Genomic DNA, 16,513 nt, shown 5'->3' with positions numbered 1-16,513 from the left:
TACATATGAAATACTGCAACAAGGCAGCAATGATCACATTAGCATCCGCGCTGGCCGTAACCGGCTGCAGCAGCGACAAGGACTCCGGGACTTCGGACCCGGCAGGCACGGGCAGCACATCTGCCAGTACGCTGAAATTCATGACCCAGAGCTCCCCGCTGGCTCCGGCGGATCCCAATCAGAAGCTGATCTTCCAGCGGATGGAGCAGAAGACGGGGATTCACATCGAGTGGAAGAACTACACCAGCGAAACGTTCACGGAGAAGAGAAACCTGGCTCTGGCCACCGGCGATCTGCCGGACGCGATCTTCGACGCGGGCCTCGGGGACTACGACCTGCTGCGCCTCGCCAAAGACGGGACGATTATCCCGCTGGACGACATGGTAGAGAAGATGCCGAACTTCAAGAAAGTCCTTGAGCAGGCTCCACAGTACAAAGCGATGATTACCGCGCCGGACGGCCACGTGTATTCCCTCCCGTGGATTGAGGAGCTCGGGGCAGGGAAGGAGAGCATCCACTCCGTCGATGACTTTCCTTGGATTAATGTGGAGTGGCTGAAGAAGCTGGGCCTCGAGATGCCGAAGACTACGGAGGAATTGAAGCAGGTACTCATCGCCTTCAAGACGAAAGACCCGAACGGCAACGGCAAAGCGGATGAGATTCCGCTATCCTTCATTAACAAAACCGGCGGCGAGGATCTCGCTTTCTTATTCGGCTCCTTCGGTCTCGGGGAGAACTGGGACCACACGGTGGTCAGCGATGATGGCAAAGTTCTGTTCACCTCTTCGGATAACGGCTTCAAGGAAGGGGTTAAGTTCCTTCATGAATTGTACCGGGAGGGACTGATCGACATCGAAGCCTTCACACAGGACTGGAATACGTATCTGGCCAAGGGGAAAGAGGAACGGTACGGCCTCTATTTCACTTGGGACAAAGCGAATATTACCGGCGCGAATGACAAGTACGACTTAATGCCGGCCCTCAAGGGTCCGTCCGGCGAGAAGAACGTCACCCGGACGAATGGAATGGGCTTCGACCGCGGGAGAATGGTGGTCACCCGGGAGAACAAGAACCTGGAGGCCACCGCCAAGTGGATGGATCAGCTGTACGATCCGCTCCAGTCCGTGCAGAACAACTGGGGCACTTACGGGGATACAGCCCAGCAGAACATCTTCCAGCTCGATGAATCGAAAAAGATGCTGAAGCACCTGCCGCTGAATGGTATGGCTCCGGTGGAATTGCGGCAGAAGACTTCGGTCGCCGGACCGCTTGCGATCCTCGACAGCTATTATGGCAAGGTGACGACCAAGCCGGACGACGCCGCCTGGAGGCTGGACCTGATGAAGAAGGTCATGGTGCCGGACATGAAAGCGAAGAATATATACCCCAAGGTGTTCTTCTCGCTCGAGGAGCTGGACCGGATCTCAACCATCGAAACCGACCTGTTCGCCTATGTGCTCCGCATGCGTACGGAGTGGATCGAGAACGGCAAAGTGGAAGAGCAATGGGGTGCCTACCTGAAAGAACTCGACCGGCTCGGCTTGCAGGATTGGCTCACAATCAAGCAGGCGGGGTATGACCGCAGCGTGACGAAATAAACAGAGGGAGAGAGATGCAATGAATACCACACTATACCAGGAAACATACCGCTCGCAGTTTCACTTCACACCGCCTGCCAACTGGCTGAATGACCCGAACGGGATGGTGTATTATGACGGGGAGTACCATCTGTTCTACCAGCATCATCCGAACGGTACCACCTGGGGGCCGATGCACTGGGGGCATGCCGTAAGTACGGACTTGACCCACTGGGAGCATCTGCCGGTTGCGTTGAAGCCGGACCGGCATGGTCTGATCTTCTCGGGCAGCGCCGTCGTGGACTGGGAGGACAGCAGCGGCTTCTTCTCCGGCAGGCCGGGCCTGGTAGCGGTCTTCACTCATGCGGATCAGTATCCGGATACGGACCGACCGAGACAGCGTCAAAGCTTGGCCTACTCCCTCGATAGGGGAAGAACCTGGACGATGTATGAGGGGAATCCGGTGCTCGTCCAGGAGCAGATCACCGATTTCCGCGATCCCAAGGTGTTCTGGTACGGTCCCGGCCGGACGTGGGTTATGGTGCTGGCTGCGGGAGACCGTGTGCAGTTCTACACCTCTCCCGATCTGAAAGAATGGGCATTTGCGAGCGAGTTCGGGGCGGCCGAAGGCTCGCACGACGGCGTATGGGAATGCCCCGATCTTATGGAGCTGCCGGTAGACGGGCAGGCTGGACTCACCAAGTGGGTGCTGATCGTCAGTATCGGGGATCATCCCGAGTGCCCGGAAGGGTCCCGGACCCAGTATTTTGTCGGCAGCTTTGACGGCAGGCAGTTCACGAATGACGCTTCGCCGGACACGGTACTGTGGCTTGACCACGGAAGGGACAATTATGCGGGGGTAACCTGGTCGGATACGAACCGAGAGGATGGAGGCCGGCTCTTCATCGGGTGGATGAGCAACTGGAAATATGCCAATCTTACGCCAACGAGCAGCTGGAGAAGCGCCATGACGCTTCCGCGGGTGCTGTCCCTGAAGACCGTGTTATTCGGAGTCCGGCTGGTGCAGGAGCCGGTGACCGAGCTTCAGAAGCTGCGCGTGGAAGGGACGCAGTGGGAGGACATAACGGTGACGCCGGGTGTGAATTTGTTAGCGGGCCTGAACAGCGCGACGTATGAGATCGAATGCGAGTTCGATCTATGCGGCGCAATCGAGCTGGGGTTGAAGCTTCGGCAGTCGGAGCGGGAGGAGACGGTCGTTGGATATAACGCCGCAGCGCGGACGTTGTTCATAGACCGCAGCCGCTCGGGCGAAACCGGATTCCATCCGGCATTCGGCTGCAGGCATGAGGCTCCATTGGAGACCCAAGACGGCAAGCTGAAGCTGCGCTTGTTCGTCGATCATGCTTCGGTCGAAGTCTTCGCGGGCGACGGCGAGATCGTGATGACCGATCAAATTTTCCCGGACCCATCCAGTACCGGTCTGGAGCTGTATGTCCTGGGCGGCGAAGCCAAGCTGGTTTCCCTTAGACACTACGAGTTGAAGTCGATCTACTCGGCCGTAACCGTATAACAGGGAAAGCGCCAAGCGCAGCGTAAGTTACGGCAGCGATCAAAGAAGCCAGGGGCCATCGTACCCTGGCTTCATTAGTTGGAACGTGAATGGATTATTTTACGAGGGAGGAAGGCCAGGTGCCATACCAGGAGTACCCGGTTCTTCGTTCCTGCTCAATCTCGCGAAGTTGGTACTTGACTACCCCGTCCCGCCCTACGAAGATCGGCTTATTCGTTCCCATCTCATAGAAGCGGGCCCAGATCGGAGCAGCGTTCGGATCGCTGACAACGACCACATCATCGCTTGTCTTCACTACTTTAATCCCCTTCATCTTAACGGCGCCAAGCCAATCTACCGCAGCTTGAACCGAGGCGGCGATCTGCGGGGTTGAAGGCCGGGTCTTCAGGGATTGGATAATGCCCACACTTTCTTTAGCGCAAAGAGAAGGAACTTCGTACGCTCTTGCACCAGCAGGCTTCAGAGTGGCGGAGTCGTGTTGTTGTCCCCATGCTGTCAGCTTCCCGTTAACCACAACCTGTGTTTTTAGTAGGCACTGTACCCCTTTGGCGACGGCATTCTTGCTTTTATCGGCTAATGAGCTGCTAATAAAAGAAAAATTACCTTTCTTACCCGCGACTTCATCCAGCAGAATCATGACGTTAATCATGGCATCGTCATTGTAGGTAATATGCTGATGATACCCTGTGCTTTGATAGATCTGCGGCCATCCGCCGTTAGCATACTGCATATTCAATAAGAATTGGATTCCTTTGACCGCAGCTGCTGAATATTTGCTGTCTTTGGTCTTTTGGTATTCGGCTGCCAATCTTCTGATCTCGGTATAAGTGGCCTTGTTGTCGATCGTTGACTTGGCCCAGTCCCCGCTGGTGACCTTATAGTCTTTTCTCCAGCCGCCGTCTGCCTGCTGGTTTTTTATAATATCGGAGATCGTGGCTGTAGCACCGGACGCATCAGCAGCGAATACGGTAGACGTCGGCAGCACTACCAAGCCAGCGGACGAGAACGCAAAAGTGGCAGCTAACACGATGGATGCATATCGTTTTTTGAATGGGATCATAACAAACACGCTCCTTTGTTGGTCAATAATAGATAAGCCGCGGTTGAACCCACCACCTCCTTGATCATGATGGCAAAGGGAAGCTGCATTCTAGTCGAAATGTAATCGGTTTCATTTAATTTCACCTTTATTTTACTTATACCCCCTTTTTTGTCAAATGTTTAAAACAAAGTCCCTGCCTTTGCTAGGGAGGAAAGCAATGCTGAAGCAAAGTTTGGGACTTTGATTCTTTTGCTTATCGGGAAATCACGTAATATGAAAAGACCGTACACCAGGGTTTCTAGGGCACGGTCTTCTCTTCTTTACAGGGGATCAACCTTTCAGAAAACCAATCAGTGCTGCATTGAACTCTTCCGGATGTGTCGCATTCAGCCCGTGCGGACCGCCCTTGATGACAATAAGCTGGCTGCCTGGGATCAGGTTATGCGCTCTTTGGCCGCTGACCTCAACCGGTACGATGGCATCGGAATCTCCGTGAATAATCAGCGTCGGGATCTTGAACTTCGCTACGTCATCTCGGAAGTCGGTACGTCCAAAGGCGTCGATGCAGTCTAATGTTCCTTTTGGCGAAGCAAAAGAAGCGATATCGAGGTTGTAGAGACGGAACGGTTCGCTCACTAAGTCCGTGCGGCCGCCGGCGGCAAAAAAGTTTGTGGTGAACGATTCGAGGAATGCGATGCGATCTGCTTTTACACCCGCTTGGAACGATTGAAGGGTCGCTTCATCGAGCCCGCCTTCCGGATGCTCGTCCGACTTATAGAAATAAGGGACAACCGATGCGGCGAACACGGCTTTGCTCACCCGCTCGCTGCCATAGGTGCCTACGTATCGCGCCACTTCGCCTCCGCCCATGGAGAAACCGACCAAGGTCACATCGCGAAGGTCCAGATGCTCGATCAGCTTATGCAGATCGGCCGCGAAGGTATCATAGTTATATCCGTCCCATGGCTGGGAGGACTTGCCGAAGCCGCGGCGGTCATAGGTGATGACCCGATAACCGGCTTGGGTCAGGGCTGGAACTTGAGCCTCCCACGAGCGTCCGCTCAGCGGCCAGCCATGGATCAGCACGACCGGCTTCCCTGTTCCATGATCCTCATAATAAATTTCTACCGGTGCGGCCTTCTCTTCTGCCACAGTGACATAAGCCATATCAAATTCCCCTCTCAAATTGTAATGGATTAGACCCATTGTAACTATGAGAACCAAATCATATCAATACCTAATTTTCTATATTTTGTATTAAGATATTCTATACTAGTATCCATCCAGGGGATGCTTGGTGTTCTACAAGGCGGGGACTGGCTGTAGAATAGTGAGTAGAACATCAGCTTCCTATCATTGAAGACAGGCCGTCACCCAGATAAACTATTCACAGCCCTATGGGAGAGGGATGGGAATTATAAAGCCGCCCGGGGCATGACGAGGAGATACATCATTGAAACCAATAATACAACTGCTGCATTTTGGCTATCATCAGGCGATGAGCTGCATCTTTCCTGTTGCGATCTTTGGAACGCTAGCTCTTTCCAGCGTAATAGAAGTGCCCTTCATCCATCGTTATGATGCCATTCTTGTTATACTGCTTGCGGTGCAGTACCTTATGTACAGCAGCGGATTAGAGACACGCGACGAGATGAAAGTGATCTGCGTATTTCATCTGATTGGGTTGGCCCTGGAAGTCTATAAAGTAAGAATGGGCTCATGGTCGTACCCGGAGCCCGGCTTTACGAAGCTGCTCGGTGTGCCTCTTTATAGCGGGTTTATGTATGCAAGCGTAGCGAGCTTTATGTGCCAGGTATGGCGCAGGCTGAAGATGGACATGACCGGCTGGCCGGGGCTTGCTTCTGCGGGATTGCTGGGGGGAGCCATCTATCTGAACTTTTTCACGCATCATGTGATTCCGGATTTTCGTTGGTGGCTGACGGCCCTCGTGGTGATTGTCTTTTGGAGAACCTGGATTATATATAGGGTGCGGAACATGACTTATCGCATGCCCTTGACGCTTGCTTTTTTCATTGTAGGTTTTTTTATCTGGCTGGCCGAAAATATAGCTACGTTCTTTAATGCTTGGAAATATCCTAACCAGCAGCAAGCCTGGCAGCTGGTGGGCTTCAGCAAGATCAGTTCGTGGTTCCTTCTGGTCATCATCAGCGTCATTATTGTTGCCCAGCTGAAACATGTGAAGGCGGGCCGGAGCACGAAAGATTCATAGTCCATCTTTGTTTTTTTGGTAGCATAACCTATAATAAATGAAATAACAAATCTCTTATTTTCAGAAGGGTGACCCTCGCATGCAAATCGATCTCTCGAATAAAACCGCATTGATCACAGGATCGACCGGTGATCTGGGACGGGTTATGGCACGTACGCTCGCAAGCTGTGGCGCTAACATCGTGCTTCATTATCATAGTAACGAAGCGAAAGCGAGAGAACTGCTGCAAGAACTGAACGGGCTTGGAAGCCAGGCGATGATGGTACAGGCGAATGTAACGAACGAAGAACATGTGAATGCAATGAAAGATAAGGTATCCGCGGAGCTCGGACATGTAGATATCGTTGTCGCCAATGCGGTTATCCAATATCAATGGACAAGCATACTTGAGCAGCCTATAGCGGACTATGTAAGCCAGTTTGAATCCTGTGTGCTGCAAAGCGTTTATTTGGCCAAAGCCTTCGTCCCGGCGATGATGGAACGCAAAGCGGGCAGGGTGATCGGCATAAATACGGAATGCGCGATGCAGAATTTTGCGAACCAATCGGCCTATACTGCCGGGAAGCGGGGGATGGACGGCGTCTATCGTGTATTGGCTAAGGAAGTGGGAGAACATCAGATTACGGTCAATCAGGTCGCGCCCGGGTGGACCATCAGCGACCGTGACCGTACGGGCGGGATGGATGCCAACAATCCTTATGTGCAAAGCGTGCCGTTAAAGCGGAGGGGCACCGATCAAGAGATTGCCAATACGGTCGCATTCCTGGCCTCCGATCTGGCAAGCTTTATAACCGGCGCCTATATCCCGGTAACCGGGGGCAACGTCATGCCGGCCATTTAGAGCGGCAAAGTGAAGTCTCCCATTCTAATAAACAAACGTTTTGCCTGAGGTACTTGTCTTATACCAATCTTGCAATTTGGAATAAGCTATATCATCTTCAAAAAAAGGAGTGATATAGTTGGCAAACCGTGATGTACGTCTTGCTCTATGGTCCGGCAAAAACTTTACCGTTCGTCGAATCCTCTTCAGACGCGGAGGAGTTGCTGTCCGTGATCTTGGCGCGTTTCGATTTAACAACGTTCTTTCGAGCTTCCGGCTAAGAAATGTTGCCCAGAGTTCCGAAGTAACGCTTGTATTGTTTTCGCGAATCAATTTTCAGGGTTCCTTCCGTGTGTTCCGCGGCAGCCAAAGCGTGGCGAACTTGGGCAATTTTAATTTCAACAATGTCACCTCTTCGTTCATTGTGGTAGGACGCAATCTTACCAACTTAGAAATCTCCCACATTCAAAGCACCGGCAGACCCCCTCAAGACATTCTTGTCATTCGGCAATAATAACTCAAAAGTTTGATCCGTAAAAAACCTCCAAGGCCATTAGGCTTTGGAGGTTTTTTGGGGGGATGGATAGGATGAATTACTTTCCAATGCGGGCGAAGCCCGTTGTTAATAAATCGGTATCTCCCCATTCTTTCGGCGAGTTTGACTCGCTAATGCCCGGCGTATCGGACGTTGCCGGATCATTAGGGATCGAATCGACAGGCGAGAACTCGCCTTGGTGAAGCTTAACGCCGATGCCGGCTAGTTCAAGATTCGGATTGCCGATCGCACTCAGAGGGATCTTCGCTTCATAGAACGTATCTCTTGCTGCGCTATGGCCCAGAGTCAAGAAGTCGACAAGCTTACTTGACGTATTCACATCATCCACGTCTTTAGCGCCCCATAACGAAGCGGCGGCATTGCCTGCTTTGAATTTCACAACGATGCCTGCGGCAGCGCCTGTTTTGTAGTTCACGCCAGCATCGTCTACAGGAAATACCCCGTTTACTGCTTTGGAAATGTAGCCCGTGTGGAACATATTGGATGCGATATTGATTTGATAATCAGGCAGTTCCGTTCCGCCCCACATCGGCTTGTTCCCATTCTTTTTCCACATGTCAAGCACAGCACCCGCACCTGGAGTGGTATCGATGGCAATCGTCTGCGGCATATCCATGGAGCGGATGGGCGTTCCGCCTGCCGAGCCTGCATTAGCCGGATCGACGACATCCGTAACATCAACGTACTGCCATGCTAAGTATAAATTGTCATTATCCCAAGAAGCCCACAAATGAGAGAGATCCATTGGCGTCTCGTGAAGCGTCCAGTTGGAACCCAGCGTCCTAGGGTCATCATTGGCTGCATCGACAGCGATCAAGTTCGCATCGGTCCACTCGCCCGTGTTGGTTCCATCAATCGTGATGGGAGAAGCTGTCCTTTTGCCAAAGGTTGGATTCGTGGAATATGCTTTGCTGCTTCCGTTATCCACTGGTTTTTTTGTTGTTGCTGCGGTTGCTGGCGCGCTGGCGTCAGACACATTTTTGGCCGCATCGAACGCTTTGACGGTGTACGTGTAGGATGTCTCAGGTGTTAAGCCGCTATCGGTGAACGATCCCGTTGTAGTAGTGCCGACTTTATTGCCGTTGCGGTACACATCGTACCCGGTAACTTTGACGTTATCCGTAGAAGCTGACCAGCTTAGTGAAACGGTCGTATCTGTTGTCCCGGCAGCAGCAACATTCGTTGGAGCGGTTGGCGGTGTAAGGTCGTCTCCGGCCGTGGTTCTTGGTGTAATCGTGCCAGGGGCTCCGTTAGCGCCAGGCGTGTAATCCCAAGTCCCTGCGCTGAAGAGATAGTTCTTCGAATTGTTGTTGTCCCAAGTGCCGCTGCCGTTGTTGAACACAGCCTCCAATTGGGTTGCCGAGCCGATATTCACCGTAAATTTGTTGTAGCCGGAAGCAGAAGCTTCCGCTTGAGGCATAGCTGCGCCTGGAGGCGTAGTCCACGTGCCGCCCGCAGGGCGATAGTGAATGTACGGAGTCGCGTAGCCTCTTTTGTAGTACACCGTAACGGTATTGCCTGCTGCTGTGCCTGTCTTCACGCTAATTGCAGCGCTTGCAGCGGAGATGTTGCCTGCCGCATCATAGGCCTTGACCGTGTAGCTGTAGGTTGTATCCGCAGTCAATCCCGCATTGGTGTAGCTGTTCGCAGCGGAAGTGGCGATTTTGGCGCCATCGCGCCAAATCTCGTAGCCGGTTACTCCGACAGCATCGGTCGAAGCGGTCCAGTTCAGTGTAGCGCTCGAAGCCGTTACGCCGGAAGCGGCGAGATTCGTTGGAACGCTTGGCGGCGTGATGTCGATACCGGCCGGAGGGCCTTGCTTGATCGTGCCAGGTGCTCCGTTAGCGCCAGGCGTGTAGTTCCATGTTCCTGCGCTGAAGAGATAGTTCTTCGAATTGTTGTTGTCCCAAGTGCCGCTGCCGTTGTTGAACACAGCTTCCAGTTGGGCAGCCGAGCCGATATTCACCGTAAATTTGTTGTAGCCCGGAGCAGAAGCTTCCGCTTGAGGCATAGCTGCGCCTGGAGGCGTAGTCCACGTGCCGCCCGCAGGACGATAGTGAATGAACGGAGTCGCGTAACCTCTCTTGTAGTAAATCGTAACGTTGTTGCTCGTGGTTGTGCCTGTCTTCACACTAATTGCGGCGCTTGCACCCGAAATATTGCCTGCCGCATCATAGGCTTTGACAGCGTAGCTGTAAGTGCTATCCGCAGTCAATCCCGTATTGGTGTAGCTGTTCGTAGCGGAAGTAGCGATTTTGGCGCCATCGCGCCAAATTTCGTAGCCGGTTACTCCGACAGCATCGGTCGAAGCGGTCCAGTTCAGCGTGGCGCTCGAACCTGTTACGCCGGAAGCGGCGAGATTCGTTGGAACGCTTGGCGGTGTAATGTCGTCGACTGGCTTCTTTGCGTGGCTGATGACGAACTGCTTGAAGCCGGACATATTGCCGCTGGCCGAACCATCGCTATTCACGAGATTGCCAAGGCGCAGAAGGGTGAAGCCATTGTAGTTCCATTTCGTAATTTGCTGCTCGATTTTCTGGAAGTCGCCCGTAGGCAAAGCGTTTTCGCCGTTCAAGCGAACGCCTTTGGAATTGGCGGTAGAGGAGATCGTATCCACTAGGGTGGAAGGTTGAGAATATTGCGGGGATGTCCCGCTGTCATGCATTTCCAGTGCAGTAAAGGTTAAATCCAGATCGGTCTCTTTAAACTTTTGAACGAGCCGGTTGTAGTCATAGTAGCCAGCAGCATGTTCTGCGCTGTGAGGCGCTGCCGGATTGTTCATCTGCCAGTGAATGCCTGAGATCTTCGCGCCGATTCGAACGCCGAATACGGAATCGAAGTTCGTATGGGCTGCCGCAGCAATGACGCCAAGATGATTTTCGAGTACACTTTGGTACCAAGAGAGGAAGTCTTTGCCGTAAGTCGAATTGTAACCGCTTGTCGAATAGAAGGAATCTCCGTCGCTTGGCGGGTTGATTTGGCTGTCGCTCGTGAGCTGCAGACCCCAAGCTTGATTGACGCCGTTGATGGACCCGTATTTGGTCATCATAGCTGATCTGAATGCAGCTTTAGCAGTTTCTGTATAGACTTGGAATTTGCCTCTTGCTGGATAGGACCAGCCTGCCGGCATGTAGTAAGAAGGATACCGGAGTTCTCCCGACGGTCCGCCGCTCAGATAGATTTTGGGAATCAAGCCTTTGTAGCTGGCAAAATTGGCTGCAAAGGAGGCGTACAGTTCATTGTACTGCTGTCCAACGCCGCTCCAGAATGGAGAGAGGGCTTCGTTATTCACAAAACCGGTTTCGCTCTTGTACTGCAAGACATCCGTGCCGGCTTTACTCCACAGCCAGGAAGGAATCGGAATGTTGCAATCATCGCCGGGGTTTCCTCCGCATTTGTGGGTGGAAAGAATCGGAACCCATTTTAAGCCGGACTGACTAACCGCGTCAGCATACGTTTTGTAATAGCTCCAATCGAATTGATTGTCGCCCGCTGCTTCTACATCGCCCCACCATACATCGGTCGTAAGCGCATAGACGCCATTGTCTTTCAAGGTCTTCAACTGATTTTTAAATGCGTTCCAATCCGTGATTTTGGTCAGCGGCGCCATGACGGAAGCCTGGAAATCGTTAGCTACCTCGGCTTTGGCCGTACTTGCAAAAGACCCCCAAAAAGTCGAAATCAATATGAAAAAGCTCAACAAATACAGACAACTCTTCCTCCAAACAAGTGTACCGGAATACAAAACATCATCCTCCTTAGTTTTTTGAAACCGGTTTCCGAAAAGTGCTAATCATGCTAATCTTGTTGGGGCGGAAACGAATTTACAAGGTTATCGAAGCATTAGGAAACGTTTACAAGTACTACTCTAAGGTGTATGGTCATATTTGGAAATAGACAATATTGTACAAAGAGGGGGCATTTATTGACATGATGGGGAAACGCATCTAGATTATCTCTTGACTTGGAGTGAACTCCAAGTGTGATAATAACAGATATCTGCAGGTACTAAGTCAGCTGAGTGAATTGCATAGACAGGAAACATATCACTTGGAAAGCAGGCGAAATCATTGGAATACGTGAAACTGGGAAATACGGGATTGGATGTTTCTCGGCTCTGCCTTGGATGTATGAGCTTCGGTGCGGCCGAGCGGTGGACACATCCATGGGTACTGGATGAAGAGAATAGCCGTCCGATCATCAAGAAAGCGCTGGAGCTAGGGATCAATTTTTTTGATACGGCGAATGTTTATTCGGTTGGAGCCAGCGAAGAAATTGTAGGCCGGGCATTGAAGGATTATGCCAACCGGGATGAAATTGTCATTGCAACCAAAGTGTATTTCCGAATGCACCCGGGGCCCAATGGAGCGGGGCTTTCGCGAAAGGCCATTATGAGCGAAGTGGATAAAAGCTTGCAGCGACTAGGAACGGACTATGTGGATCTGTATCAGATTCACCGCTGGGATTACGCTACGCCCATTGAAGAGACAATGGAAGCCTTGCATGACGTGGTTAAGGCGGGGAAGGCAAGATACATCGGTGCCTCTGCCATGTATGCCTGGCAGTTTTTGAAGGCATTGCATACAGCGGAGAAGCACGGATGGACCCGGTTCGTATCGATGCAGAATCATCTTAACCTCATTTACCGTGAAGAGGAGAGGGAGATGATGCCGCTTTGCAAGCAAGAACAAATCGGTGTTATTCCTTACTCCCCGCTCGCCTCAGGCAGATTGGCACGCGACTGGTCCGTAACGACGCATCGTTCCGAAACCGACCAAGCCCAGAAATCGAAGTATGATGCAACGGCAGGTGTGGACCGGGGGATTGCAGACCGCGTTACCGCGATTGCACATACACGGGGCGTTCCCCGCGTTCAAATCGCTCTCGCCTGGCTGCTGCAGAAAGAACCGGTGACATCTCCGATTATCGGCGCTACGAAAATAACCCAGCTCGAAGAGGCGGCAGGTGCGCTTGCGATCAGGCTAACACCAGAAGAAATAGCGTCGCTCGAAGAGCTGTATGTTCCTCATAAAGTAGTGGGAGCACAGTAATCCCCTCGTCAGAACGGTTTGAAAATTAGCCGCCTGATGCAAGGTTCGCGGGATAACTGAGCACAGAAGGACCGTCACGGTGAGAGACGGTCCTTCTGTAACATGCACGCGAACAGGTTAGGCAGGGGGAGGCTGCTTCTATACAACACAGGGGCATCGGCTTTCGTGAGCCTCAGAACAAATCTTTATTTTTCTTATAGAAAATCCATCCGGCCAAGAACATCAAGCCCATCAGGACATGCACCGCAATCAGCATGAACCAGGTTCCAAAGGGAGAATACACTTATAACACATCCTCGGTCATTCCGGATTTACTCTTTAGTTATGGGATTGGACAATATAAACAATCAATGCGATATAAGCCAGAAGTATGACGACAATATAGATCCAAGTAAGACGGGACCAGTTTCCTTTGGTACGCATATCATATTGGGGATTGCCTTCCACATTCTTCTTCGACCTGCCGACAAGCAGCGTGGCCACGACGGCAAACAACATAATGGTTGCAAACAAGATATAGTAGACATACAGTTCCACGGTAGAGCCCCCTTTTTTATTCCGCTGCATGGCTTGCCTCAAACATCTTACTTCCGAACTATAACAGGGCTCCGCTCCAAAGTAACCATCCATTCTCGCGCGGATTTGGCCATCCAAGTTCAAGGGATGTTCACACTTGAAGCGAACGCAGCGCATGCGCGATACCCTGGGGGTTCAGCCGCCCCCTCCTGATCGATGTCATCAGAGAGGAAGACCAGGTGCCATACCAGGAGCTACTTCGCCAGCTCCACAAACTTGTTCCTTCTGGATAAATAGTGAGCGAACATATAGATGCCAAATTGAATAGGGACCGAATAAGAGAACCTCCAGTTTTTGGGGTCATAGATTTTTAGCCAATGGATGAAGGGTTCGGCAGCATAGGCAGTGACCAGCGCAAACAAAAGGGCTTTGAGGTAGGGACTCCCCTTGGGTTTCACTTGCAGAAGTAACATAACGGTCACCGGCATAAGTGTTAAGTCCCAAGGGAAGTAGGTTGGAAGGATGGGAACCACATTAAACCGGTAATGCCATAGGGCAAATTGATCTCCAAGAATATCAAACACAAGCGAAATCACCATGACCAACACACCAATATATAACAGACGGTCCGTACTCTCCTTTTTCCTGAAGAAGAACCAAATCACCCATGGAACAATGGATAGAATAAACCCAAACCACCATAATCCGGAGAAGAGGACATGCTCCATCCAGAATTTTACCTTTTGATCGATATAGAATTCAATATTGATAAGGTTCTCATCGATGAGCTGTATCTTTTGATCTTTATCCATAATGAATGCCTCCTCCAGATAATGATATGATCTGTAGGTATTGGCAGATTCATTCATCATTACCAGGGCCATCGGCTCTGGGGGACGCTTAAAGCGAACGCAGCGCATGCGCAATACCCGATACGCCGGCGGCGATGTCCTCCATAGACGGGCGGGCAAAGCTTAGACGAATAGACCCGGGATCGGATCCATACACGGCTCCAGGGGTATAGACGACCCCTCTTTTGATGGATTCCTCGAGCAGCTTGGCGTCATCGACCGGGCGGGTCAATTGACACCACAGCGTCAGACCGCCCCCGGCGGCAGTAAAGCTCAGGTCCCCCGGCAGCTCCCTTTCTAGATTGGAGATCAGGATTTCTTGCTTGCGGGCGAGTGCCTGCCTTAAGAAGCCGAGATGCTCTCCCAGCATACCGGAGCGCATGAATTCATTGGCTATCCATTGAGGGACGATGCTAAGGCCAAAATCGATCTGCTGACGGGCATCCGCCAGCCGCTGGACTACGGTCTTCGGAGCGATCAGCCACCCGATGCGGAGTCCCGAAGCTGCGATCTTGGAGAGGGAGCCGATATAGAGAACGGTTCCGTGCTCATCCATCGATTTTAACGTGGGGGGAGGTTGTCCGGCAAAATCCGTCAGACTGAAGGGATCATCCTCTACAATGGGGATTCCAAGTTCCGCAGCCATGTTCAACAGCGGCCGTCTTTTGTCGGGATGCAGAATCGTCCCTGTCGGGTTCTGATAATTCGGGTTCAGGAATACCATCTTGATGCGGTGCTCCCGGAAGAGGGTTTCCACATCCTTCGGGTCAATGCCGTCCTCGTGAACCGGCAGCGGAAAAGTCCGGAGTCCTGCCGACTGAAACATCGACAGCGAGTAGCAGTAAGAAGGGTCCTCTACGGCGACCGCGTCACCGGGGGCCAGCAAGCATTGAAGAATCAGGAATAAGGATTGCTGGGAACCGGAAGTAATCAGGATCGACGGCTCCGTTGTATGGATGCCGAATTCCTCCTGCATGAACCGGACCAAGGTTTCCCGGAGCGGATAGTACCCCTGCGGGTTATCGTAGCCGAGGTGTGCTTCGAATGGGACATCCCTCATCAGCCGCATCATGCTGTGGCCCGGGAACAAGTCGGCCGAGAGCTCGCCGCTTGCGAAATTGATCAGGGACGGGCGGTCCTGCAATACCTCACGGATCCGCCGGATAAAAGGAAGGTTCGGAGCAAAGGTGCCTCCTTGGATATAATGCCTCCAATTCGGAGACAGGCTTGGGCGAATGCCCCAGATGTGCCTGCTCACCATGGTTCCGCTGCCTACCGTGCTCTCGACGATGCCTGTGGAGCGCAGTTCTTCATAGGCTTGTACAACCGTACTCCGGTTGACTTCCATCCGGTCGGCGAGCTTACGCTCCGAGGGCAGGAAGCTGCCGGAAGGGTATTCCCCCAGATAAATACTGCGCTCGATATGTTCTGCGATTTGTTGGTATAACGGTTTTTTAAGACTCCGATCCGGTTTCCACATAGAGCATCCCCATCTATCATTGATCATCATCCAGCATTTTCTTGCCATTAGATTTTATATTACCCAAGTGCTGCTGATTTTGATTATAACAGACGCAGGGCACCTTGATGGAAGGGGATAGCACCAAAGAACGAAGCCGTCCGTATGGGGCGGCTCCGTTTTGGATTCTCACCTGGCTGTTACCTTAAGCCAGCTTGGCGCCGAGCCGCTTCGCCTTCTCCAGATAACTGGCGCGCTGCTCGGCAGTAGAAGTCTTGATCGGGGTGATCTCGGTGATACGCACCGGTGTTATGCCGCAGAACTGGAGGATATTGCGTTTCATTACGTTGTGCCCCGCACGTCCGTAGATCCACCGGTTGTACCAGGAGGGAGTGTCCATCGTGACAATCAGGTGCGCGGATTTGCCCTTGAGCAGTTTATCCCACAGGGAGGAATTGGCCCGGTACCGGAAGGCGAAGCCGGGCAAGAAGATGCGGTCGATAAACCCTTTGAGGATGGCCGGCATCGCCCCCCACCAAGTGGGATAAACGAAGACCAGGTGATCGGCCCAGCGGATGAGCTCCTGAGCCTCCAACAGATCTTCTTCCAGCTCCGTTCGCTTGCGGTATCCATACTGCAGCACCGGATCAAATTCGATGCGGCTCAGGTCGATCTCCCGGATCTCGGCGGCGCGGCTGGCTGCTCCCTCTATATAAGCGTGTGACAAAGCGGAGCAGAAGCTCTGCGGATCGGAATGTCCTGTAATGACGAGTATTTTTGTTTTCACTGCGGTTCTCCCCCTTGAGTGGCTGCGTTATACTCATCATAGGGCTACAGCGGCTGCAGACCAATGATCTGCCGCGCATAAAAGTTGTTGATT

Annotated in this window: 13 protein-coding genes; 6 read left to right on the top strand and 7 right to left on the bottom strand. The window is 52.2% G+C overall.

The window, feature by feature from the left end; translation table 11 throughout:
• Positions 1–5 precede the first annotated feature (5 nt).
• Together O9H32_RS00345 and O9H32_RS00340 are read left to right on the top strand one after the other, a co-directional pair.
• Positions 6–1,598 carry an ABC transporter substrate-binding protein gene (locus O9H32_RS00345; RefSeq protein WP_269863723.1) on the top strand — a complete coding sequence of 531 codons (1,593 nt, stop codon included), beginning with the start codon at positions 6–8 and terminating at the stop codon, positions 1,596–1,598.
• Positions 1,599–1,617: 19 nt separating this feature from the next.
• Positions 1,618–3,108 (top strand): glycoside hydrolase family 32 protein, encoded by a 1,491-nt coding sequence (locus O9H32_RS00340; RefSeq protein WP_269863722.1) that lies wholly within the window; start codon positions 1,618–1,620, stop codon positions 3,106–3,108.
• Between the two features lie 94 nt (positions 3,109–3,202).
• Here O9H32_RS00340 and pelA read toward each other — a convergent pair whose 3' ends face one another.
• Positions 3,203–4,168: a pectate lyase gene (gene pelA / locus O9H32_RS00335; protein ID WP_269863721.1), complete on the bottom strand. Its 966-nt coding sequence runs from the start codon at positions 4,166–4,168 to the stop codon at positions 3,203–3,205.
• A gap of 312 nt (positions 4,169–4,480) precedes the next feature.
• Complete coding sequence (locus tag O9H32_RS00330; protein ID WP_269863720.1) at positions 4,481–5,317, bottom strand: alpha/beta fold hydrolase; 837 nt, start codon at positions 5,315–5,317, stop codon at positions 4,481–4,483.
• Between the two features lie 286 nt (positions 5,318–5,603).
• Between O9H32_RS00330 and O9H32_RS00325 the strand changes: the two genes are divergently transcribed.
• From O9H32_RS00325 to O9H32_RS00315, 3 genes are all read left to right on the top strand, one after another.
• Complete coding sequence (locus O9H32_RS00325; protein WP_269863719.1) at positions 5,604–6,380, top strand: DUF817 domain-containing protein; 777 nt, start codon at positions 5,604–5,606, stop codon at positions 6,378–6,380.
• A gap of 79 nt (positions 6,381–6,459) precedes the next feature.
• The gene (locus O9H32_RS00320; RefSeq protein WP_269863718.1) at positions 6,460–7,221 is read left to right on the top strand and encodes an SDR family NAD(P)-dependent oxidoreductase; all 762 of its coding nucleotides are present in this window, start codon (positions 6,460–6,462) and stop codon (positions 7,219–7,221) included.
• A gap of 118 nt (positions 7,222–7,339) precedes the next feature.
• Positions 7,340–7,714: a hypothetical protein gene (locus tag O9H32_RS00315; RefSeq protein WP_269863717.1), complete on the top strand. Its 375-nt coding sequence runs from the start codon at positions 7,340–7,342 to the stop codon at positions 7,712–7,714.
• 79 nt (positions 7,715–7,793) lie between these two features.
• Here O9H32_RS00315 and O9H32_RS00310 read toward each other — a convergent pair whose 3' ends face one another.
• A complete protein-coding gene (locus O9H32_RS00310) occupies positions 7,794–11,501 on the bottom strand; it encodes a family 14 glycosylhydrolase (protein WP_406627233.1) in 3,708 nt (1,235 codons plus the stop codon).
• A 325-nt stretch (positions 11,502–11,826) separates the two neighbouring features.
• On the opposite strand from O9H32_RS00310, the gene O9H32_RS00305 reads away from it, so the two are divergent.
• Positions 11,827–12,807: an aldo/keto reductase gene (locus O9H32_RS00305; RefSeq protein WP_269863715.1), complete on the top strand. Its 981-nt coding sequence runs from the start codon at positions 11,827–11,829 to the stop codon at positions 12,805–12,807.
• A gap of 318 nt (positions 12,808–13,125) precedes the next feature.
• Here O9H32_RS00305 and O9H32_RS00300 read toward each other — a convergent pair whose 3' ends face one another.
• The 4 genes from O9H32_RS00300 to O9H32_RS00285 all read right to left on the bottom strand — a co-directional run bounded on the left by O9H32_RS00300 (position 13,126) and on the right by O9H32_RS00285 (position 16,420).
• A complete protein-coding gene (locus tag O9H32_RS00300) occupies positions 13,126–13,344 on the bottom strand; it encodes a hypothetical protein (RefSeq protein WP_269863714.1) in 219 nt (72 codons plus the stop codon).
• A 233-nt stretch (positions 13,345–13,577) separates the two neighbouring features.
• Positions 13,578–14,135, bottom strand: coding sequence for a CBO0543 family protein (locus O9H32_RS00295; RefSeq protein ID WP_269863713.1), 558 nt, complete (start codon positions 14,133–14,135; stop codon positions 13,578–13,580).
• Positions 14,136–14,223: 88 nt separating this feature from the next.
• Complete coding sequence (pdxR, locus tag O9H32_RS00290) at positions 14,224–15,654, bottom strand: MocR-like pyridoxine biosynthesis transcription factor PdxR (protein WP_269863712.1); 1,431 nt, start codon at positions 15,652–15,654, stop codon at positions 14,224–14,226.
• Positions 15,655–15,838: 184 nt separating this feature from the next.
• Positions 15,839–16,420 (bottom strand): NAD(P)H-dependent oxidoreductase, encoded by a 582-nt coding sequence (locus O9H32_RS00285; protein WP_269863711.1) that lies wholly within the window; start codon positions 16,418–16,420, stop codon positions 15,839–15,841.
• Between the last annotated feature and the right edge of the window lie 93 nt (positions 16,421–16,513).

The organism is Paenibacillus caseinilyticus, assembly GCF_027533645.1.
GTDB classification, from domain to species: Bacteria; Bacillota; Bacilli; order Paenibacillales; family NBRC-103111; genus Paenibacillus_G; species Paenibacillus_G caseinilyticus.
Note: the sequence above shows the minus strand (reverse complement) of the source record. Positions and strands in the feature narration are given on the sequence as shown.

Bases quoted from the DNA above. Each gene is read 5' to 3' on its own strand.
- pdxR (WP_269863712.1), bottom strand. From the start codon at position 15,654: ATGTGGAAACCGGATCGGAGTCTTAAAAAACCGTTATACCAACAAATC.
- O9H32_RS00320 (WP_269863718.1), top strand. From the start codon at position 6,460: ATGCAAATCGATCTCTCGAATAAAACCGCATTGATCACAGGATCGACC.
- O9H32_RS00295 (WP_269863713.1), bottom strand. From the start codon at position 14,135: ATGGATAAAGATCAAAAGATACAGCTCATCGATGAGAACCTTATCAAT.
- O9H32_RS00345 (WP_269863723.1), top strand. From the start codon at position 6: ATGAAATACTGCAACAAGGCAGCAATGATCACATTAGCATCCGCGCTG.
- pelA (WP_269863721.1), bottom strand. From the start codon at position 4,168: ATGATCCCATTCAAAAAACGATATGCATCCATCGTGTTAGCTGCCACT.
- O9H32_RS00340 (WP_269863722.1), top strand. From the start codon at position 1,618: ATGAATACCACACTATACCAGGAAACATACCGCTCGCAGTTTCACTTC.
- O9H32_RS00330 (WP_269863720.1), bottom strand. From the start codon at position 5,317: ATGGCTTATGTCACTGTGGCAGAAGAGAAGGCCGCACCGGTAGAAATT.